We start from the raw sequence: 21,334 nt of genomic DNA, 5'->3' as shown, positions 1-21,334 counted from the left end.
GGCCTTATTTTCGTACGAATGTTCGAGAAAAGGAAGGGGGCGGGGCGGGAGAAGGGGGCGTGGGTCGGGGTGAAAGGCCAGGTCGTGCGGGCCTGGGTGCGTGCGTGGGGGCGCTGGGGAGCGGAGATGGTTTATCCGATGTTCCTCATGCTTGCGAGGGAATCGACCCTTCACGGCGGGTTCGCCGGGGATTCGGTGGGCAATTCTGAGGTCGCGACGTCGAGGCACGCACCGGGTGGTCGGCCAATCACCCGGTGGATCAACGGAGTTGGCAATCGGATCGGGATCGAAGCGGGATCGAGGGCGGCAGGCCGGGTGGACCGGCTCTGCCGGGCAGGTAGCTCGGATCCGTACAGAGCGCAGATCCGCAAGGAGATCGGATCCACAGGGGGTCGGATCTTGAAGTTGTGTTCCGTAGGAGGAAGAAACATGGCAAGCACCCGTACTGCTCGCGTCATCGCTGTCGTCGCCGCCCTGCCCTTCGCGGTCGCTCTTTTCGGCGGCGTGGCGCAGGCCGACAACGGCAGCCTTGCGAACAACGGGTCCAATGCGGCGGCCACCACCCAGCAGGGGACCGGTGTCCACGGCGACAACCACGGAAACTCCACCACCGGTCAGCAGGTTGCCAACGGCACCGGTGCCTCCAACCAGAACAACACCGCGAGCGTGAACGGCTCCGGCTACACGGACCTTGACCAGTCCAACGCCTCTGTCACCTTCGGCAACAACATCGACTGATCCGGCTCGCCGCCACGGGGGCAGCGGTCGGCCCCAAGGTGAGCCGAGAGGCGAGCCGAGGGCTGAAGCCGACAGGTGCGGCGGCACCCGGGTCGATGGATGAGCCCGGAGATGAGCCCAGCGATGAGTCGAGAGGCAAGCTGAGGGGGGATTCATAGGGGAGTTGAGAGAAGAGCCGTAGGTGATGGTCGAGGTTGGTGCGGCGGTTACGGGCTGCGCCGGGGTTCCCTGCGCCGACCTTGACAGCGAGCGGGTTTCTGACGGACAGTCAGAAACCCGCTTTCGCTCGTACGGCCACCACAACGCGTACGGCCACCAGAAGGGGAGGCCGCCGACGTGCACCTCGCCCCCACCGCGCGCCAGCAGCGGCTGCGCGCCGAACTCCGCGCCTACTTCCGTACGGTGCTGCCCGACGGCCCCGTCGAGGATCCCGCGGACCGGCGCGACGTGCTCCGCCGGATCGGCGCCGACGGCCTGCTGGGCCTGGGCTGGCCGACCGCGTACGGGGGCCAGGGCCGCGGCCCCGACGAGCAGTTCATCTTCTTCGACGAGGCCCAGCGCGCGGGCGCGCCCGTATCGATGGTCACCCTCAACACCGTCGGCCCGACCCTGATGGCGTACGGAACCGAGCGCCAGAAGGACTTCTTCCTGCCGCGCATCCTCAGTGGCGAGATCGTCTTCGCTATCGGCTATACGGAGCCGGAGGCGGGCACGGATCTCGCCGCGCTGCGTACGCGCGCCGTGAAGACGGGTTCCGACTGGCTGATCGACGGCAGCAAGAGCTTCACCAGTAACGCCCACCAGGCCGACTGGATCTGGCTCGCCTGCCGCACCGACCCCGACGCGCCCAAGCACCGGGGCATCTCGATCATCCTGGTGCCGACCGATGCGCCGGGCTTCTCCTGGACCCCGATCGAGACCGTCGGCGGCCTGATGACCACCGCCACCTACTACGACGGTGTGCGCGTCCCGGCCGGCAACCTGGTCGGCGAGGCGCACGCCGGCTGGCGGCTGATCACCACGCAGCTCAACCATGAGCGGGTGGCGCTGGCGGCCCTCGGCATGCAGGCCGAGGACTCCTTCGAGGCGGCGCTGGCGTATGCCCGGACACCCGATCCGGAGAGCGGCGAGCGGCCGGCGGACCGCCCTTGGGTACGGTCCCGGCTCGCCGAGGCGTACGCCCGGCTGGCCGCCACCCGGCTGTTGAACTGGCGGCTGGTGGGCGAGGTGGGCGCCGGCACGCTCGGCCCCGGTGACGCCAGCGGTGTGAAGTTCGCGGGGACGGAGAGCGCCGTCGAGGTCTACCGGATCTGCCAGGAAGTGGCCGGCGACGCCGCCCTGGTACGGGCCGGGTCGCCGGGCGCCTTCGGGGACGGCGAGCTGGAGCGGATGAACCGTGCGGCGCAGATCAACACCTTCGGGGGCGGCGTGAGCGAGGTCCAGCGGGAGATCGTGGCGACGATGCGGCTCGGGATGCGGAGGGGGCGGCGGTGAGTGGTGGGGACGGTGTGGCGAGTGGTCTCTACGAGCGGCTGAAGGCATATGAGGGGCGTTCCGCGGTTACCCGGGGCGTCGGCAGGGATCCGGTCAACGCGCCGATGATCCGCCACTGGTGCGAGGCGATGGGCGATACCCACCCCGCCTACCGGGGCCCGGACGCGATTGCTCCGCCGACGATGCTCCAGGCGTGGACGATGGGCGGTCTGTCGGGGCACTCCGGGCACCACTCCGAGCACTCCGGGCGCTCGACGGCGTACGACGAACTGTTCGCGCTGCTGGACGGCGCCGGGTACACCGCGGTCGTCGCCACCGACTGCGAGCAGGAGTATCTGCGTCCGCTGCGTCCCGGGGACCGGGTCCTCTTCGATGCGGTGATCGAGTCCGTATCGGAGCGCAAGACGACGAAGCTGGGGACCGGGCACTTCGTGACGACGCGGATGGATGTCCGGGTGGAGGGGGAGGCGGACGAGGGCGGGCACGGGCGCGGGCCTGATGGGGCGGCTGCGGCTGCGGATGTGGCCGCGGCGGCGGAGCCGGAGCTGGTGGGGACGCATCGGTTCCGGATCCTCAAGTACGCCCCCGCCGCCAAGAGGCCCGAGCGGGCAGAGAGGTCCGAGAAGCCCGAGCCGCGGCCCCGCCCCGTGATCAACCGGGACAACGCCGGCTTCTGGGAGGGCGTGGCGGCGCACCGGCTGCTGATCCAGCGGTGCGTCGGGTGCGGTGCGCTCCGTTTCCCCTGGCTGCCCGGGTGCAACGCCTGTGCCTCACCGGAGTGGGACACCGTCGAGGCGAGCGGCGAGGGCACCGTCTACTCGTACGTCGTGCTGCACCATCCGCCCTTCCCGGCGTTCGACCCGCCCTATGCCGTGGCCCTGGTCGAGCTGGCCGAAGGGGTGCGGATGGTCAGCAACGTGGTGGGGGTGCCGTACGACGAGGTGCGGATCGGGATGCCCGTACGGCTCGCATTCCTGCGGGTGGACGAGGAATGGGAGCTTCCGGTGTTCAACGGCCTGGTGGGGAGCGGCGCCTGATGGATTTCACGCCGACGGAGGAACAGACCGCGGCCCAGGAGCTGGCGGCGCGGATCTTCGGCGATCTCGCCACGCACGAACGGCTCGCGGCCGCCGGCAGTGGTACGGATGCCGAGCTGTGGAAGGCGCTGTGCGCGGCCGGGCTGCCCGGGGCGGTCGAGGAGATCGGGCTGCTGGGGCTCGTCCTGCTGCTGGAGGAGCAGGGGCGTGCGACGGCGCAGGTGCCGTTCGCCGCGACCTGCGCGTACGGCGTGCTGGCCGTCGCCCGGCACGGCACCCACACGCAGCGGGCGCGGCTGCTGCCCGGTCTGCGGGCGGGGACCGAGGTGGCGACCGGCGCGTTTCCGGCGCGGCCCGGCGTACGGGCCGAGGAGCGGCCGGGTGCGGCGGCGCGGCTGACCGGGGTGGTCCGGTCGGTGCCGTGGCTGCGCGAGGCCACGCATGTGCTGGTGGCGGACGCCGGGCGGGGGCTGTGGCTGGTACGGACCGATGACCCCGGGGTGCGGCGGCATCCGGTGGAGACCACCGCGCCGTGGGCGGCGGGGCGGCTGACCCTGGACCGGGCGGCGGGTGAGCGGCTGGGCGGGCCGGGGGCTTCCCCAAGCTCTCAACGGCGTTCGAGCAGGGGAGACCCCTACGACGACGTCCTGGGGATCGTCCGGACCGCGTGGGTCGCCCTCCAGGCCGGGGTGTGCGCGGGGGCGTTGGCGCGGGTGGTCGCGCACACCTCGACGCGGCAGCAGTTCGGCCGTCCGCTGTCGGCCAACCAGGGCGTACTGCTGCGTGCCGCCGATGCGTATATGGACACCGAGGCGATCCGGGTCACCGCGTACGAGGCGGCCTGGCGCCGCGACCAGGGGCTGGACGCGGCGCCGCAGACGCTGACCGCCGCCTGGTGGGCCGCCGAGGCGGGGACGCGGGTGGTGCATGCGGCGCAGCATCTGCACGGGGGGATCGGCGCCGATGTCGATCACCCCGTCCATCGGCACTTTCTGTGGGGGCGGCAGGTGGCCGGGTACGTGGGGAGCGGGGCCGGACTGCTGGAGGAACTGGGGGAGTTGGTGGGCGAGCGTTCTGACCCGGCGCTGCCGGAAGCCTCGACCGTGGCACTGTCCGAAGGAGGGCCGGGCAATGAGAGCCGGTGACGAGCTGCCGCCCCTGGAGATCCCCATCACCCGCACTCTGATCGTCGCCGGCGCCCTCGCCTCGCGCGACTACCAGGACGTGCACCACGACGCCGAGCTCGCCCGGGAGAAGGGCTCGCCCGACATCTTCATGAACATCCTCACCACCAACGGCCTGGTCGGCCGCTACATCACCGACTACCTCACCGGCCACATCGGCCCGCACTGCACCCTGCGCAAGGTCGCCATCCGCCTCGGCGCCCCCAACTACCCCGGAGACACCATGGTGTTGCGAGGTACGGTCACCGCCGTCGACGGCCATATGGCACAGATACGGGTCATCGGGGCGAACGGGCTCGGCCACCACGTCACCGGAACGGTCACCGTCCTGCTGGGGGCCGCCCGATGAGCCTGAGCCGCCCCGACTCCCTCTCCGGCCGGGCCGCCGTCGCCGGCATCGGCGCCACCGAGTTCTCCAAGGACTCCGGCCGCAGCGAACTCAAACTCGCCGTCGAGGCCGTCCACACCGCCCTGGACGACGCCGGGCTGACCCCCGCCGACGTCGACGGTCTGGTCACCTTCACGATGGACACCACCCCCGAGATCACCCTCGCGCAGGCCGCGGGCATCGGCGAGCTGTCCTTCTTCTCCCGCATCCACTACGGGGGCGGCGCGGCCTGCGCCACCGTCCAGCAGGCGGCGATGGCGATTGCCACCGGGGTCGCGGAGGTCGTCGTCTGCTACCGCGCGTTCAACGAGCGTTCCGGCCGCCGCTTCGGCTCCGGCGTCCAGCAGCGCGAACCGTCCGCCGAGGGCGCGGCGCTCGGCTGGAACCTCCCGTTCGGGCTGCTCACCCCAGCTTCCTGGGTCGCCATGGCCGCCCAGCGCTATCTCCACACCTACGGGCTGACGCCGGACGCCTTCGGCCATGTCGCCGTCACCGCCCGCCGCCATGCGGCCCGTAATCCGGCCGCGTACTTCTACGGCAAGCCCCTCACCCTCGCCGACCATGCCGCCTCCCGGTGGATCGTGGAGCCGCTGCGGCTGCTGGACTGCTGCCAGGAGACGGACGGCGGCCAGGCGCTCGTCGTGACCTCGCCGGAAAGGGCGCGTGACCTGCGGCATCCGCCCGCACTGGTCATGGCCGCGGCACAGGGCGCCGGTCGCGCCCAGGAGCAGATGACCAGTTTCTACCACGACGAGCTGACCGGCCTGCCGGAGATGAACGTCGTCGCCCGCCAGCTCTGGCGCACCTCCCACCTGGCCCCAGCCGACATCGACGTCGCCATTCTCTACGACCATTTCACCCCGTTTATCCTGATGCAGCTGGAGGAATTCGGCTTCTGCGGGCCCGGCGAGGCCGCCGATTTCGTGGCCGCGGACGCGCTGCCGCTCAACACCCACGGCGGCCAGCTCGGCGAGGCGTATCTGCACGGCATGAACGGCATCGCGGAGGCGGTACGTCAGCTGCGCGGCACATCCGTCAACCAAGTCCCGGATGCGGAGCGGATCTTGGTGACGGCGGGGACGGGGGTGCCGACTTCCGGGCTGGTGCTGGGGCGGGCGGGATGAAGGTGCCGGGGTTTTCGGGGGCCGCCGGGTGGGCGTGCGGAGCCGGCCGGTGCCTGACATGGCCTTTCGCGCCCCGGTCCGCCGGCCTCCGCCCCGGCCTTCCCCTAGGGGGAACGGCCGCCCCGTCCCCCCTGAGGAGGTGGGGCCTGCGCCACCCGTACAACTTGAGGGGGATGAGTCTTCGGCACCTGCGACCGATCCCCCCGGCCCCGCTCCGCTTCTAGCGTGGAGGGCATGACCACGCCAGTGTGCAAGGGCGCTTCGACCGCCGCCGTGTTCCCGACGTTCTCGTCGTATGTACGGGCCCGGGGGCCGGTCCTGCTGCGCGCCGCACGGTCGCTGTCCGCCAACCCGAACGACGCCGAGGACCTGCTCCAGACGGCGCTCGCCAAGACCTATGTGGCCTGGGAGCGGATCGAGGACCACCGGGCCCTGGACGGCTATGTCCGCCGCGCGCTGATCAATACCCGTACCTCCCAGTGGCGCAAGCGCAAGGTCGAGGAGTACGCCTGCGACGAACTCCCCGAACCGGACCCCACCCCGGCCCCCGACCCCGCCGAGCTCCAGGGCCTGCGGGACGCCATGTGGCGCGCGGTGATGCGCCTGCCCGCCCGCCAGCGAGCCATGGTCGTCCTGCGCTATTACGAGGACCTCAGCGAGGCCCAGACCGCCGAGGTCATGGAGGTCTCGATCGGCACGGTCAAAAGCGCCGTATCCCGCGCCCTGGCCAAACTCCGCGAGGACCCGGAGCTGGCCATGATCGGCTAGGGAGCAGGGAGCAGGGAGCAGGGAGCAGGGAGCAGGGAGCAGGGAGCAGGCCGGGCGCACGTATCCCAGCACTATGACGAGGAGCGGCTCTCCGGCCGGGATGTTTCACGTGAAACATCCCGCGTGGCGTCAACTCCCGTAAATCGCTGCCGTTTCGTAAATCACTGCTCGTTTCGCGCGCGCATGAAGAGATTGACCCGATGTCCGAACTCCGAACCGAGCGACTGCTCCTGCGCGACTGGCGGGGCACCGACCTCGCTCCCTGGGCCGCGATGAATGCCGACCCCGAGGTCCGCGCGTACTTCCCCGGTGTACTCACACGCGAGCAGAGCGAGGCATCGGCGGCGCGTTTTCAGGCGGCGCTCGACCGGCGGGGCTGGGGGTGGTGGGCGGTCGAGGTGCTCGCCACCGGGGAGTTCATCGGGCTCGCCGGGCTGGACCCGGTGGACGCGGACACCCCGTTCACCGGGGTGGAGACCGGCTGGCGCCTGACGCGGACCGCCTGGGGACAGGGCTACGCGACCGAGGCCGCCAGGGCCGCCCTGTCCTACGGCTTTGCGACGCTCGCGCTGCCGGAGATCTTCGCCGTGACGACCTCCACCAATCACCCCTCCCGCGCCGTGATGCGCCGCCTCGGCATGACCCACCACCGGGCCTATGACTTCGACGATCCGGACGTGCCGGACGGCCCGTTGCGGCGAAATGTGGTGTACCGGATCGCGGGGGAGGAGTGGCCGGGGCGGAGCGGGGTGTAGCCCGCCGGGCAGCGCGGTGAAACGGTGGCGGGGCCGCGGTGGTTACGTTCCGCGGCTCACCATCAGTCTGCCGACCGCCTGTTCCAGTCCGGCGATGCGGTCGGCCAGGCCGGCGGATTCGGGGCTTTCCTTGTCGCGCAGCAGGGACTCGATCTCGGTGAGCTCGCCCACGACCTCGGCCAGCCGGGCAGCCTCGCCCGGGCCGGTGGTGGTGAGGGCGTCCTGGATGCGGGGGCGGTCGGCGTCCGCCGGGCGGTGGGTCTCGGGGGGCGACGCGGAGAGCGTGATCACCGGGGGCTCGGGAGGCTCGGCGGGCTCGGGCGGCCTGAAGGGGTCCGGGGGCGGGGCGGGCCCGGCGTGTCCGGGAAGTTCCGTCGCGGCCCCGGGGTGTTCGGGACGTTCCACGGCGGTCACGGGGGGCGCGGGGCGGGGCGAGGCGGCGGGTATGGCGGGCGGGGCGGGTTCCCCGGCCGGTTCCTCCGAGGTCAGCAGACGTTTCAACTGCTCTGCCTGAGCGGCCAGTTGATGGTTCTTGCGGTGCAGTTCCAGGAAGACGTTGACCTTGGTGCGCAGCAGCCAGGGGTCGAACGGTTTGATGAGGAAGTCGGCCGCGCCGACGGTGTAGCCGCGGTAGGCGTAGTTGGGGTCCACGGACGCGCCGGTCAGCAGGATGATCGGGACGTCCTTGGTCTGGTCGAGGCCCTTGATGTTGGCTGCGGTCTCGAAGCCGTTCATGCCCGGCATCATGACGTCGATGAGCACCACGGCGAACTCCTCCCGCAGCATCGCCTTGAGTGCCTCCTCGCCCGAGCGTGCGCGCACCACGCGCTGGCTGAGCGAACCGAGGACGGCCTCCAGAGCGACGAGGTTCTCCTCCATGTCATCGACGATGAGGATCGCGGCGGGGATTTCGGGTGCGGTGGTCATGGGGCCTCCCCGGTGGTCGTCCCGTCGGTCTGCGCCTCCCCGGAGTGCACGTCGAGCGCCTGCCCGCCGCCGGCCTGCTCAGGGCGGGCCGTCCCGCCATCGGACGCCGCGCCACCGGCCTGCCCGTCGCCGTCCCTCCCGCCGCCGGCCGGCTCGCCCCCGTCCGCTCCGCCCCGTGATGCGGGCCGTGCGCCCCCGGTGTGGTCCTGCGGATCCAGCAGGCGGCAGATCACGGCCAGCAGCTGGTCCACGTCGACGGGCTTGGGGATGTAGTCGTCGGCCCCGCTCTCGATGGCCTTTTCGCGGTCGCCCGGCATGGCCTTCGCGGTGAGCGCGATGACCGGCAGGTCCGCGAAGCGCGGCGCATGGCGGATCGCCTTGATCATCTCGTAGCCGTCCATCTCGGGCATCATGATGTCCATCAGGACCAGCGATACATCGGGCGTCTTGTCCAGCACCTCAAGGCCCTCGCGGCCGTTCTCCGCGTACTTGACGCTGATGCCGACCCGGCCCAGGACGTGCGTGAGGGCGAAGACATTGCGGATGTCGTCGTCGACGATGAGGATGCGGCGGTTGGCCAGTACGCGGCCCGGGCGGCCGCTGAGCCATTCGCGCAGCCGGGTCGTCTCCGGCCAGGCCACGTCCAGGCCGTCGGAGGGGCGGGGTGCCGCCTGGGCCGCGGTACGGGTGGGGCCGTCGGGCTGGGCGAAGACGTCGCCGGGGTGCGTGGCGATGGCGTCCGCCGGGCCTGCGTCGTACGCCTCCGGCTGCGCGGCATGGGCATCCGTACCGCGCTCGCCCACGGCTCCGGCGGCGACGGTGCCGCTGCTTTTCCCGCCGCTCCCGTCGCCGCGTCCCTCGCTCCCTCCGGCGCCCGCCGCGGCGACCGTCCTCGCGCCCTGCCCGGCGGCCTCTGCGTGGCGCTCCGCGAGCTTCTCCGCCGCTGCGGGAACATCACGGAGGGTAGGTGCGTTGTCACGAATGGTGGGAGGTGTGGCGCCGGTGGAGGCCGCAGGGACGGACGGGGAGGTTCCGGTGTAGCGCGCGGGGATGTAGAGGGTGAAGGTCGAGCCGACGCCGGGTTCGCTCTCGGCGGCGATCCGGCCGCCGAGGAGGGCCGCCATATCGCGGCTGATGGACAGGCCGAGGCCGGTGCCGCCGTACTTGCGGTTGGTGGTGCCGTCGGACTGCTGGAACGCCTCGAAGATGCCGTCGAGTTTCTCGGCTGGGATGCCGATGCCGGTGTCCTTGACGGCGAGGGCGATGACAGCGTCGGCGTTGCGCAGGGAGTCCTCGCTGAAGCCGGCGGCGGGGACACGTTCGACGGTCAGCTCGACGCCGCCGGTGGAGGTGAACTTCACCGCGTTGGACAGGAGGTTGCGCAGGATCTGCTGGAGGCGCTGTTCATCGGAGTACAGCTCGCGGGGGACGTTCTCGCCGACCTTGACGTCGAAGGACAGGCCGCGGTCGACGGTGAGCGGGCGGAAGGTCGCCCGGACGTAGTCGAGGAGTTTGTCCAGCGGCAGGGCCTTGGGATGGACGTCCATCCGGCCCGCCTCGATCTTCGACAGATCGAGGATGTCGTTGATGAGCTGGAGGAGGTCGGAGCCGGCGCGGTGGATGGTGACCGCGAACTCCACTTCCTGCGGGGCGAGATGGCTGTCGGGGTTGTCGGCGAGCAGCCGGGAGAGCACGAGCAGGGAGTTGAGGGGGGTGCGCAGCTCGTGCGACATATTGGCCAGGAATTCGGACTTGTACTGCGAGGAGGTGGCCAGCAGGGCGGCCTTCTCCTCCAGCTCGGCGTTGGTCAGCTGGAGCTCGTCGGAACGCTGGCGCAGCTCGGCCGTGAGCCGCTGCGACTCCGAAAGGAGGGATTCGGTACGGGAGTTGGCGATGATGGTGTTGATGGAGACGCCGATGGTGTTGGCGAACTGGTCGATGAACGCGAGGTGCACTTCGCTGAAGCGGCTGAAGGACGCCAGCTCGATCACGCCCAGCACCTGGTCCTCGAAGAGGACGGGCAGGATGACGACGCTGGCGGGGGCGGCGGCGCCCAGTCCCGAGCTGATGGTGAGGTAGTCCGGGGGAACGGCGTCGACGAGGATGCGCTTCTTCTCCATGGCCGCCTGGGTGATCAGGCCCCAGCCGCGGGTACCCGGGCTGGGCAGCGAGCGCTGCCCGTCGGCCTGCCCGGTCCCGTAACCGGCGATGAACTTCAGCCCCTCGCCCGGCTCGGCGCCCGCCTCGGCCAGGAAGAACGCGCCGAACTGCGCGTTCACCAGCGGAGTCAGCTCGCGCAGGATCAGATCGGCGACCTCGACCAGATCTCGGTGGCCCTGCATCAGACCGGCGATACGGGTGAGGTTGGACTCCAGCCAGTCCTTGGCGCGGGTGGTCTCGCGCAGGTTGGCCACCATGAGGTTGATGTTGTTCTTGAGCGCGGCGACCTCGCCCTGCGCCTCCACCGAAATGGACCCGGACATATCGCCCTGGGTGACGGCGCTGGCGACCTCGGCGATCGCTCGCACCTGGTTGGTGAGGTTCAGGGCCAGTTCGTTGACGTTGGTGGTCAGCTTCTTCCAGGTCCCGTAGACGCCCTCGACCCGGGCCTGGCCGCCCAGCTGCCCCTCGCTGCCCACCTCGCGGGCCACTCGGGTCACCTCGGAGGAGAACGACGAGAGGGTGTCGACCATGGTGTTGATGGTGGTCTTGAGCTCCAGGATCTCGCCGCGCGCATCCACGTCGATCTTCTTCGACAGGTCGCCCTTGGCCACTGCCGTCGCCACCTGGGCGATGTTGCGGACCTGGGAGGTCAGGTTGTCGGCCATGAAGTTGACGTTGTCGGTGAGGTTCTTCCAGACCCCCGAGACGCCATGGACCTGAGCCCGCCCGCCCAGCCGGCCCTCGGTGCCGACCTCGCGGGCGACCCGGGTCACCTCGTCCGCGAACGCCCGCAGCTGCTGCACCATGGTGTTCACGGTGTCCTTGAGCTCCAGGATCTCGCCCCGGGCGTCCACGTCGATCTTCTTCGACAGGTCGCCGTTGGCCACGGCCGTGGTCACCTGGGCGATGTTGCGGACCTGGGAGGTCAGGTTGAGCGCCATCGAGTTGACGTTGTCGGTGAGGTCCTTCCAGACCCCGGATACGCCCCTGACCTGGGCCTGACCGCCGAGGTTGCCTTCGGTGCCGACTTCGCGGGCGACGCGGGTGACCTCGTCGGCGAAGGCGGAGAGCTGGTCGACCATGGTGTTGATGGTCGACTTCAGCTCCAGGATCTCGCCCTTCGCCTCCACGGTGATCTTCTTGCCGAGGTCGCCCTCGGCGACGGCGGTGGCGACCTGGGCGATGTTGCGGACCTGGGTCGTCAGGTTGTCGGCCATGAAGTTGACGCTCTCGGTGAGGTCCTTCCAGACCCCGGAGACGCCCCTGACCTGCGCGCGGCCGCCCAGCTGGCCCTCGGTGCCGACTTCGCGGGCGACGCGGGTGACCTCGTCGGCGAAGGCGGAGAGCTGGTCGACCATGGTGTTGACGGTCGACTTCAGCTCCAGGATCTCGCCCCGTGCATCCACGGTGATCTTCTGGCTGAGATCGCCGTTGGCCACGGCCGTGGTCACCTGGGCGATGTTGCGGACCTGCCAGGTCAGGTTGGACGCCATGAAGTTGACGTTGTCGGTGAGGTCCTTCCAGACCCCGGAGACGCCCCTGACCTGCGCGCGGCCGCCCAGCTGGCCCTCGGTGCCGACTTCGCGGGCGACGCGGGTGACCTCGTCGGCGAAGGCCCGCAGCTGGTCGACCATCTTGTTGACGGTCAGCTTCAGCTCCAGCAGCTCGCCGGTGGCCTCGACCGTCACCTGCTGGGTCAGATCGCCGCGCGCCACCGCCGTGGTGACCACCGCGATGTCCCGCACCTGCGCGGTCAGCCGTGAGGCCATGGTGTTGACCGCCTCGGTCACATGCAGCCAGTCGCCGGAAAGGCCCTGTGCCTTGGCGCGGCCGCCCAGCCGGCCCTCGGTGCCGACCTCGCGGGCCACCCGGGTGACCTCGCCGGTGAACAGCGACAGCTGGTCCACCATGCGGTTGACGCCGACGCCCAGGCGGCGCAGATCGCCGTGCAGCTGCCGGTTGCCGTCGTGCAGGGCGACATGCTGGGTCAGATCGCCGTCCGCCACCGCGTCCAGCACCCGTGCGGCCTTGAAGACCGGCACCGCCATCGCGTCGAGCACCGTGTTGGCGGCATCCACATTGGTCGCCCAGGAGCCCGCCCCGGGGCTTGCGGTGATCCGTTCGTCCAGTCGGCCCTGCCGGATGATCTCCTGGCGGATGCGTTGCAGCTCGTCGGACAGATGGGCGTTACGGGTCACGATCTGATTGAAGACCCCCGCGATATCGGCGAGCACGCCGTCCTGGGCGCCCTCCGCATACGCCGTGAAATCCCCGTCCCGCAGGGCATTCATGGCGGCCAGCAGCCGCCGCAGATCGCCCGTGCGGACCTGCTGGAACTCGCCCGCAACCGGTTGCGGCGCATCGCCGTGCGTCTCCTGCCCGCCGAGCGCGACACCGGAGCGGGCAGGGGACGGGGAGCGTTTCGGGGGTCGGGGTCCCGGGTGTGGAGGTGGAGTAGCGGAGTCAGGCCGGACCGGGTCGCGGGCCATGGCGCACCATCCCCCAATGATCCATTTGGGCAGATATGTCATAGTATAAGTCGCTTGGAATTCCCTTTTCCCAGGCGCACCCAGGGGGTGCAATGGGGACATCGACCGCGCCCACGGAAGCCGTGTCCCGCAAGGGGCTACCGGCGAATCAGCTGGCGCCCGCCGGTGCCCGCAAATTCGTCCGTACGGTGCTCATGGAACGGGCCCGGCGGCGCCCGCCTGCCCCTGGCTCGGCCGCTCTGACCGACCGCTTCATCGGCGACGTCCTCCTGCTCGTCAGCGAACTGGTCACCAACGCCGTGATGTATGCCGGTACGGAGATCGACGTGACCTGCCGCCTGGAGCCGGGCCGGGAGCGCAGCGGCGGGGACAACGGCCCGGCCGACGACGAGGACAACGGCACCGGCGACGGCCCCGTCACCATGGGCGTCGTCGTGGAGGTGGCCGATCGGCACCCCTCCCGCGGGGTGCACGGCGGTGTGGACGCCCGCAGCGGCGAACCAGGCTACGGCCTCCAGCTGGTCAGCGCGGTGGCCGAGTCCTGGGGGGTGACCTACCGGCAGTCCGAGAAGACGGTGTGGTTCCGGCTGGTGGCCAAGGAGGGCGAGCCCGAGATCCCCGGCCCGCCGCTGCCCGCAGGGGCACTGCGCATCGAGCCGCCCGCCCACGGCCCGGCCCACCCCACCTCCCCCGCCCCTGCGCACGCCGCCGAATGGGCCGACCGCGGCGGCCCGTCCTTCCTGGCCGAGACCAGCGAACTGCTGGCCGGGCAGCTCGACCAGGACATGGTCACCGCGCTCGCCGCCCAGCTGCTCGTCCCCCGGCTCGCCGACTGGTGCGCGATCTGGCTGTACACCGAGGGCAGCGGTGTGAAGCTGTCCCGGGTCTGGCATGTCGACGAGCGCCGCATTCCGCCGCTGCGCGCGGACCTGGAACGGGAGAACCCGTCCGCCGGGGTGCGTACCGCGGGTACCCCCTGGCCCTGGCCCGAAAGCGCCGGGGCGCGGGACACCGGCGGCTCGGCGCTGGCGTTCCCGCTGGTGGCACGGGACACCGATCAGGGCCTGCTGCTGCTCGGCCGGGCCGGGCACCTCCAGATGACCGACACCGTCATACGGATGGTGGAGGACGTGGCACGACGGGTCGCGCAGGCCGTGTTCACCGCCCGCCAGTACACCCGCCAGACCACCATCAGCCGGGCGCTCCAGCGCCGCCAGCTGCCCGCCGCGCTGGCCAGTATCGAAGGCGTGGACACCGCCATCGTCTACGAGGCGCACGGCGAGGGGCAGACCGTCGGCGGCGACTTCTACGATATTTTCCCGATGGGCGAGCACCGCTGGTGTTTCCTGCTCGGCGATGTGCAGGGCAAGGACCCGGAGGCGATGTCGGTCACCGGACTCGCCCGCCACCTCGTACGGCTGCTGGCCCGCGAGGGGCACGGCGTCGAGTCGGTGCTCGGCCGGCTGAACTATGCGATGGCCGAGGACAGCGCCGAGGCCGTGGAACTCAGCGGTGAACAGGCCAGCTCCCGCTTTCTGAGCCTGCTCTACGGTGAGCTGGACGTCGAATCCGGCGTCTCCGGCGCCCATTGCACGGTCGCCACCGCCGGCCATCCGCCGCCGCTGCACCTCTTCGCCGACGGCAGGGTCGAACCGGCCTCCGAACCCCAGATGCTCCTCGGCATCGACGAGGGCACGGAATTCCAGGCCAGCTCCTTCGACCTGGCCCCCGGCGAAACCCTGCTCTGCGTCACCGACGGAGTCACCGAACGCCGCTGCGGCAACTGGCAGTTGGACGACAACGATGGTCTGGCCGACATCCTGCGCGACGGGATGGGGCTGGGCGCCAAGGCACTGGCGGAGCACGTCCGCCGCGCGGCCCATGATTTCGGCACGGGGCCGGTCGAGGACGATCTGTCGGTGCTGGTCCTCCAGGCGGTCCGCGGGGGGAGCGGCGGGCGGGGGTGAGCGTCGGGGGCGGCGGCCGCCAACTCCCGCTTCAGGCACGATGTTTCACGTGAAACATCGCGCCATGTTTCACGTGAAACATGCGTCGACATCGGCTCCGGCGCCCTCACGGCCTCCGCCGTCCCGCAGCCACCGTCGCTGTCACCCCGCCCGCGCGGCCTGCGGGCAAGAACACACCTCAGAGGCGTGACATACCTTGCGGTATGCATCGACAATCGCAGCACCACTACCCGTCCGTAACCAAGCGGAGGCACCCGGTGCTCAGCACGATGCAGGACGTATCGCTCACGGTCTCGCGAATCCTGACCCACGGATCGACCGTCCACGGCGATGCACAGGTGATCACCTGGACCGATACGGGGCCGCATCGCCGCAGCTACGCCGAGGTCGGTCACCGCGCCGCCCAGCTGGCGCACGCCCTCCGCGAGGAACTCGGGGCGGCACCCGAGGACCGCATCGGAACGCTGATGTGGAACAACTGCGAGCACCTCGAGGCCTACCTCGCCATCCCCTCCATGGGTGCGGTGCTGCACACCCTCAACCTCCGGCTGCCCGCCGAGCAGCTGACCTGGATCATCAACCATGCCGAGGACCGCATCGTCCTCGTCAACGGCACCCTGCTCCCGCTGCTCGCCCCGCTGCTCCCCCAGCTGCCGAGCGTCGAGCACATCGTCGTCGCCGGCCCCGGCGACCGCTCCGTCCTCGCCGGCGTCTCCGCCCGGGTTCACGACTACGAGGAGCTGCTCACCGGCCGCCCGGAGACCTACGACTGGCCCGACCTCGACGAACGCGAGGCCGCCGCCCTCTGCTACACCTCCGGCACCACCGGCGACCCCAAGGGCGTGCTCTACAGCCACCGTTCGCTCTATCTGCACTCCCTCCAGGTCAACAACGCCGAGGCGTTCGCGCTCAGCCCCCGCGACATCGCGCTCCCCGTCGTCCCGATGTTCCACGTGAACGCCTGGGGCCTGCCGCACGCCGCCTTCATGGCCGGCGCCTCCCTGCTGATGCCGGACCGCTTCCTCCAGCCCGCCCCGCTCGCCGAGATGATCGAGACCGTACGGCCCACCATCGGCGCCGCCGTCCCCACCATCTGGCAGGGCCTGCTCGCCGAACTCGACGCCCACCGACGCGAGGTCAGCTGTCTGCGGACGGTCATCATCGGCGGCTCCGCCTGCCCGCCCGCCCTGATGCGCGGCTTCCAGGAGCGGCACGGCATCCGCGTCGTCCACGCCTGGGGCATGACCGAGACCTCCCCGCTGGGCTCCGTCGGCCATCCGCCGGCCGGGGTGACCGGTGAGGAGGAGTGGACCTACCGCGCCACCCAGGGCCGCTTCCCCGCCTCCGTCGAGGCGCGGCTGATCGGCCCCGACGGCGAGCAGCTGCCCTGGGACGGTGAGTCCGCGGGCGAACTGGAGGTCCGCGGGCCCTGGATCGCGGGCGCCTACTTCGGCGGCGCCCAGGGCGAAGTGCTGCGCCCGGAGGACAAGTTCAGCCCCGACGGCTGGCTGCGCACCGGCGACGTCGGCACCATCAGCCCCAACGGCTATCTGACCCTGACCGACCGCGCCAAAGACGTCATCAAGTCGGGCGGGGAGTGGATCTCGTCGGTCGAGCTGGAGAACCATCTGATGGCCCACCCCGGCGTCGCGGAAGCCGCGGTCGTCGCCGTACCGGACGAGAAGTGGGGCGAGCGGCCGCTGGCGACGGTGGTGCTGACGGACGGCTCGGCGCTCACCTACGAGGAGCTCCAGGCATTCCTCGGCGAGCGGATCGCCCGCTGGCAGCTGCCGGAGCGCTGGGCGGTGATCCCGGCCGTCCCGAAGACCAGCGTGGGCAAGTTCGACAAGAAGGTGCTGCGGCGGCAGTACGCCGACGGGGAGCTGGACGTGACGCACCTGGGGTGACCCCGGGCGTGCGGGTGGGGCCCGGCCGGGCCCCACCGTCAGTTCGTGCCGATCTTGGCCAGCAGATCGACGATCCGGCTCTGCACCTCGGCGCTGGTGGACCGCTCGGCCAGGAAGAGCACCGTCTCACCGGCCGCGAGCCGCGGCAGCTGCGCCGGGTCCATGTCCGCCGAGGTGTAGACGACCAGCGGGGTGTGGTCCAGCAGGCCGTTGGCACGCAGCCAGTCCACGATGCCCGCCCGGCGGCGGCGCACCTGCATCAGGTCCATCACCACGAGATTCGGCCGCATCTGCTGCGCCAGCGTGACCGCATCGGTGTCCGCGCCGACCCGCGCGACCTGCATTCCGCGCCGCTCCAGCGAGGCCGTGAGCGCGCCCGCGATGGCATCGTTCTGCTCGATCAGCAGCACCCTGGACGGGTGGTTCTCGCCGTCGCGCGGCGCGAGCGCCTTGAGCAGGACGGCGGGATCGGCACCGTAGGCGGCCTCCCGGGTGGCCTGCCCCAGACCCGCGGTGACCAGCACCGGGACCTTGGCCGCGCCCGCCGCCTGACGCAGCGACTGGAGTGCGGTACGGGTGATCGGCCCGGTCAGCGGGTCGACGAACAGGGCCGCAGGATAGGCCGCGATCTGCGCGTCCACCTCCTCCCGGGAGTTGACGATCACCGGGCGGTAACCGCGGTCGCTCAGCGCCTGCTGCGTGTGGACGTCCGGCGCGGGCCACACCAGCAGCCGGCGCGGATTGTCCAGCGGCTCCGGCGGCAGCTCGTCGTCCATCGGCAGCGGCTGGCGGTCCATCACCTCGACGGCGCCGTTCGGACCGTCCAGCGGCTCGGGGCCCTCGCTGCCCTCGTCCGGCGCGGAGATGGCGAACGCCCGGCCCTCGCCCGCGTCCCGCAGACGCGGCTGGGGCTGCGGCGCGGGCTTGGCCTGCCGCGCCAGCTGCGCGCCCGGCACCGGTCCGGCCTCGGCGCGCTCGCCGTCCTGGGCCTGTCGCTCCTGCGGCGCCGCGAGCTTACGGCGGCGGCCCGAACCGGCGGAGGTGCCACCGGACGGCGTACTGCCCGGCGGCGGCGCCACCGGACGCTGTTGGTCGGCGAGCTGCTGGGCGAAGGGCACGCCCTGCCCGAGGGTGCGCACGCTGAAGGCCCGCCCGTGGGAGTGGCCCGCGGCGAGGCCGTCCTCGTCGGCGGCGGGCGGCAGCGGCTGCCGGGCCGTGGCGGGCGCCTGACCCTGCGGGGCTGCGGCCGCCGCCTGGGCCCGCGACTCCTCGGCGGGGCTGGGGCGGCCGCGCCTGCGGCCCGTCGGAGCGGGGGCCCCGGCGGCGGCACCGTCGGCCGGGGCGACGCCGGGCGCCGTACCCGTGCCCGTACCGGTCTCGTCCGCGGGCTGGAGGGGTTGCGCCACCAGCCCTTCCGGGCCCGCCACAAAGGTGCCGGACGACTCGGAATCGGCCATCGCGGCCGCCGCCCGCTCCTCGGCCGCGGCCCGCCGGGCGCGGCGGCGGCCGGTCGGTTCGCTCTCCCAATCTCCCTGCGCCGCACCGGAGTCGGCGGACGCTTCCGGCTCGGCCCCCGGCTGCGCGGCGGGCGTCTCGCCGGACCCGTCGCCGATCGGGCGGCGCGCCCGGCGCCGCCCTGTACCGGCGCCGTCCTGCGGCCCGGCGGCCTGGGCAGGCACCTGCCCGGCGGCCGCGGCGAGCGCGGGCAGCGGCTGGCCCGGCGGGGTCGCCTGCGGGTTTGCCTGGGGAGTCCGGTCGGCCGCGGCGGGCGGCAGCGCAAACGCCGTCCGCGCACCCGCCGGCGCCAGCGCCTGCTGACCACCCGGCGGTACGGGCGCGCCCCCACCCTGCCCGGCGGCCCGCTCCGGAGCCTCGGCCAGCGCCCGGCGCGCCCGCCGCCCGGTCGGCTGTACGGGCGCCAGCCCCTGCGGCGACACCTGCCCCGGAATCTGCGGCTGCCTTGGAACGGCCCCGGGCACCTGCCCCTGCGGCCCCGCCCCGGGACCCGTCACGTCCCCGGCAGCACCGCCGGCCTCGGGCGCGGCACCCGGCGGGGTCGGCTGACCACCACCGTGCGGGCCAGGCACAGCAGCGCCCGGACCCCCGGCGCCGTTCGGGCCGTGCGCCGCATTCGGCCCCTGCACATTGTTCGGATCGTTCGGCACGTGCGTGTTGCCCGCACCGCGGCCATTGCCCGGACCGCGCGCGCCACCTGGCCCACCTACGCCACCTGGCCCGCCTGCGCCACCTGGCCCGCCTGCGCCGCGAGCAGTCCCAGCACCATCGGCGGACCCCGCATTGCCAGGCCCGCCCTGGGCCCCGGCCCCGCCCCCGTTCGCCGTGCCGGCCTCGCCCGCGGCAGCCGCACCACCCGGCCCGGCCACTCCGGCGGCAGCCCCGGCCGCCTCGCTCGGACCCGCCGGGAGGGCCAGCGCGCCGCCCTCCGGCGCACTCTGCCGTGCCCGGCGCCGTCCGGTCGGCGGTACGGGCTCGGCCGCCGCCATCCCCGCACCGTCCGTGCCCGACGCCTCAGCCACGCCCTGGTCAGCGCCCGAGTGCCGCGCCCGCCGCCGTCCCGTCGGCTGCGCACCCCCGGCCTGGGCGGGCAGCCCCGCGCCGCCTTCCGTACCGCCCGCAGCGGCCTTCCCGGCGTCCGGGCCGTCCTCGGCCGCATCGGTCCCGGCCGGCTGCGTACCCCGCGCCCGCCCGGCCGGCACCGGCATCACCGTCGTCCCGCCACCGGCCGTCGCGTCCGCCGTGTCCGCGTCCGCCCCGGACGCCGTCTCCGGTCCGTCCGACGCCGCGCCGGCCAGGCCCACCGGCAGCTCCAGCACATACGCGCTGCCGCCCGCGCCCTGGCCGCCCGGCACCTCATGCGTCTGAAGGAGGCCGCCGTGCTGCCGCACGATCCCGCGCACGATCGGCTCATGGACCGGGTCGCCGCCGCCGAACGGCCCGCGCACCTCGATCCGTACGACATCGCCGCGCTTGGCGGCCGCCACCACGATCGTCGAGTCCCCGGGGATCGGCCCCGTACGGCCGCCGGGCCCCGCCGCGGCCGCGCCGGCCGGCATCCGGCCCGTCGAGTCCACGCCCGCGACATCCGCGATCAGATGCGACAACGCCTGCGCCACCCGGTCCGCGTCGACCAGGGCCTCTATCGGGGGTGCATGCACCGCGAACTGCGCCCGCCCCGGCCCGATCAGCTCGATCGCGCCCTCCACGCCCGCCGCGACCACGGCGTCCATCGACACCTTGGTACGGCCGAGCCGCTCGGCCCCGGAGTCCAGCCGCTGATAGCTCAGGACGTTGTCCACCAGGGTCGTCATCCGGGCGTGGCCGGCTGCCAGATGGTGCAGGATCTGGTTCGCCTCCGGCCACAGCTGGCCCGCCGGATCGGACGCCAGCGTGCTCAGCTCGCCGTTCAGCTCCTCCAGCGGCCCGCGCAGCGCCTGCTCCAGCACGGCCAGCAGCTGCGTGTGCCGCGCCGCCAGCGCGTCGTAGGGCCGCCGGTCGGTGAACGTCATCACCGCGCCGACGAGCTGGTCGCCGTCCCGGACCGGCGCCGTCGTCAGATCGACGGCCACCGAACGCCCGTCCTTCGCCCACAGCACCTGCCCCCGCACCCGGTGCTTGCGCCCGGACTTGAGGGTGTCGGCCAGCGGCGTGTCCTCCCACGGCAGCGCCGAACCGTCCGCCCGCGAGTGGTGAAGGAGCGGGTGCAGTTCCTTCCCGCCCAGCTCACTGGCCCGGTAGCCCAGGATCTGCGCCGCGGACGGGTTGACGAGAACGACCTTGCCCTCGGCGTCGACCCCCACCACGCCCTCGGCCGCGGCCCGCAGAATCATCTCCGTCTGCCGCTGCTGACGCGCCAGCTCGGTCTCGGTGTCCAGCGTCCCCGACAGATCGCGCACGACCAGCATCAGCAGCTCATCGCCCGTGTAGCCGTTGCGGTGGTCGGCGTAGGCGGCCTCGAAGGCGGACTCGTACGGGGTCCGTCCGTCCTCCAGGTTCGCGCTGGTCACCTCCACCAGCATCTCGGTCCCGTCCGTACGCCGCGCCACCATCCGCGTCGGCTTCGTCCGCCCGCCCTCTTCATCGTTGTCCGGGCGCCGCATCGACCCCGGGATCCGCTTGGAGTCGAAGGACGGCAGCAGATCCAGCAGCCCGCGGCCCACCAGGGCGGTCCCCGGTGCCTCGAACGTCTCCAGCGCGATGGTGTTGGCGTTGACGACCGTGCCGTTGCAGTTGACGAGCAACAGCGCGTCGGGAAGGGCATCGAGTATGGCTGCGAGGCGAGCAGCGCCTCGGGATGGCCTGCTGCTCACGAGACGCTTCCTCCCTGTTACCGCACCTTGCCGGCCCGCCGTGGCGGACCGCTGGGGTGGAGTCT

At 72.1% G+C, this 21,334-nt stretch carries 13 protein-coding genes; 10 read left to right on the top strand and 3 right to left on the bottom strand.

Annotation, left to right across the window (positions count from 1 at the left end; translation table 11 throughout):
• The first annotated feature begins 429 nt into the window (after positions 1–429).
• The 8 genes from SNA_RS01760 (at position 430) to SNA_RS01725 (ending at position 7,488) form a co-directional block, all read left to right on the top strand.
• Positions 430–738: a hypothetical protein gene (locus SNA_RS01760; protein WP_030068359.1), complete on the top strand. Its 309-nt coding sequence runs from the start codon at positions 430–432 to the stop codon at positions 736–738.
• 336 nt (positions 739–1,074) lie between these two features.
• Positions 1,075–2,232, top strand: coding sequence for an acyl-CoA dehydrogenase family protein (locus tag SNA_RS01755; protein ID WP_030068360.1), 1,158 nt, complete (start codon positions 1,075–1,077; stop codon positions 2,230–2,232).
• Positions 2,229–3,269 (top strand): bifunctional MaoC family dehydratase N-terminal/OB-fold nucleic acid binding domain-containing protein, encoded by a 1,041-nt coding sequence (locus tag SNA_RS01750; protein ID WP_030068361.1) that lies wholly within the window; start codon positions 2,229–2,231, stop codon positions 3,267–3,269. Before SNA_RS01755 ends, SNA_RS01750 begins: the two co-directional genes overlap by 4 nt.
• Positions 3,269–4,414 carry an acyl-CoA dehydrogenase family protein gene (locus SNA_RS01745; RefSeq protein WP_044362692.1) on the top strand — a complete coding sequence of 382 codons (1,146 nt, stop codon included), beginning with the start codon at positions 3,269–3,271 and terminating at the stop codon, positions 4,412–4,414. The genes SNA_RS01750 and SNA_RS01745 overlap by 1 nt, the downstream gene beginning before the upstream one ends.
• A complete protein-coding gene (locus SNA_RS01740; protein WP_030068363.1) occupies positions 4,401–4,802 on the top strand; it encodes a MaoC family dehydratase in 402 nt (133 codons plus the stop codon). Before SNA_RS01745 ends, SNA_RS01740 begins: the two co-directional genes overlap by 14 nt.
• The gene (locus tag SNA_RS01735) at positions 4,799–5,965 is read left to right on the top strand and encodes a lipid-transfer protein (RefSeq protein WP_030068364.1); all 1,167 of its coding nucleotides are present in this window, start codon (positions 4,799–4,801) and stop codon (positions 5,963–5,965) included. The genes SNA_RS01740 and SNA_RS01735 overlap by 4 nt, the downstream gene beginning before the upstream one ends.
• A gap of 234 nt (positions 5,966–6,199) precedes the next feature.
• Complete coding sequence (locus SNA_RS01730; RefSeq protein ID WP_030068365.1) at positions 6,200–6,733, top strand: SigE family RNA polymerase sigma factor; 534 nt, start codon at positions 6,200–6,202, stop codon at positions 6,731–6,733.
• Positions 6,734–6,933: 200 nt separating this feature from the next.
• Positions 6,934–7,488, top strand: coding sequence for a GNAT family N-acetyltransferase (locus tag SNA_RS01725; RefSeq protein ID WP_030068366.1), 555 nt, complete (start codon positions 6,934–6,936; stop codon positions 7,486–7,488).
• Between the two features lie 42 nt (positions 7,489–7,530).
• On the opposite strand, the gene SNA_RS01720 is transcribed toward SNA_RS01725, so the two are convergent.
• Both SNA_RS01720 and SNA_RS01715 read right to left on the bottom strand, forming a co-directional pair.
• Entirely contained in the window at positions 7,531–8,415 is an 885-nt protein-coding gene (locus SNA_RS01720) for a response regulator (protein ID WP_030068367.1), read from the bottom strand.
• Positions 8,412–12,869, bottom strand: a complete 4,458-nt coding sequence (locus SNA_RS01715) for a HAMP domain-containing protein (RefSeq protein ID WP_104531881.1) — start codon at positions 12,867–12,869, stop codon at positions 8,412–8,414. The genes SNA_RS01720 and SNA_RS01715 overlap by 4 nt, the downstream gene beginning before the upstream one ends.
• A gap of 290 nt (positions 12,870–13,159) precedes the next feature.
• On the opposite strand from SNA_RS01715, the gene SNA_RS01710 reads away from it, so the two are divergent.
• Positions 13,160–15,034 (top strand): SpoIIE family protein phosphatase, encoded by a 1,875-nt coding sequence (locus tag SNA_RS01710; protein ID WP_037791957.1) that lies wholly within the window; start codon positions 13,160–13,162, stop codon positions 15,032–15,034.
• A 257-nt stretch (positions 15,035–15,291) separates the two neighbouring features.
• Positions 15,292–16,941, top strand: coding sequence for a long-chain fatty acid--CoA ligase (locus SNA_RS01705; protein WP_030068372.1), 1,650 nt, complete (start codon positions 15,292–15,294; stop codon positions 16,939–16,941).
• A gap of 38 nt (positions 16,942–16,979) precedes the next feature.
• On the opposite strand, the gene SNA_RS01700 is transcribed toward SNA_RS01705, so the two are convergent.
• Entirely contained in the window at positions 16,980–21,269 is a 4,290-nt protein-coding gene (locus tag SNA_RS01700; RefSeq protein ID WP_044362690.1) for a PAS domain-containing protein, read from the bottom strand.
• Between the last annotated feature and the right edge of the window lie 65 nt (positions 21,270–21,334).

It is taken from the genome of Streptomyces natalensis ATCC 27448 (genome assembly GCF_000935125.1).
GTDB classification, from domain to species: Bacteria; Actinomycetota; Actinomycetes; order Streptomycetales; family Streptomycetaceae; genus Streptomyces; species Streptomyces natalensis.
The sequence above is the reverse complement of the archived record's forward strand: the minus strand, read 5'-3'. Positions and strand labels throughout refer to the sequence as shown.

Coding starts and splice junctions, on each gene's coding strand:
- SNA_RS01720 (WP_030068367.1), bottom strand. CDS start 8,415: ATGACCACCGCACCCGAAATCCCCGCCGCGATCCTCATCGTCGATGAC.
- SNA_RS01710 (WP_037791957.1), top strand. CDS start 13,160: ATGGGGACATCGACCGCGCCCACGGAAGCCGTGTCCCGCAAGGGGCTA.
- SNA_RS01715 (WP_104531881.1), bottom strand. CDS start 12,869: ATGAATGCCCTGCGGGACGGGGATTTCACGGCGTATGCGGAGGGCGCC.
- SNA_RS01740 (WP_030068363.1), top strand. CDS start 4,401: ATGAGAGCCGGTGACGAGCTGCCGCCCCTGGAGATCCCCATCACCCGC.
- SNA_RS01745 (WP_044362692.1), top strand. CDS start 3,269: ATGGATTTCACGCCGACGGAGGAACAGACCGCGGCCCAGGAGCTGGCG.
- SNA_RS01730 (WP_030068365.1), top strand. CDS start 6,200: ATGACCACGCCAGTGTGCAAGGGCGCTTCGACCGCCGCCGTGTTCCCG.
- SNA_RS01760 (WP_030068359.1), top strand. CDS start 430: ATGGCAAGCACCCGTACTGCTCGCGTCATCGCTGTCGTCGCCGCCCTG.
- SNA_RS01725 (WP_030068366.1), top strand. CDS start 6,934: ATGTCCGAACTCCGAACCGAGCGACTGCTCCTGCGCGACTGGCGGGGC.
- SNA_RS01735 (WP_030068364.1), top strand. CDS start 4,799: ATGAGCCTGAGCCGCCCCGACTCCCTCTCCGGCCGGGCCGCCGTCGCC.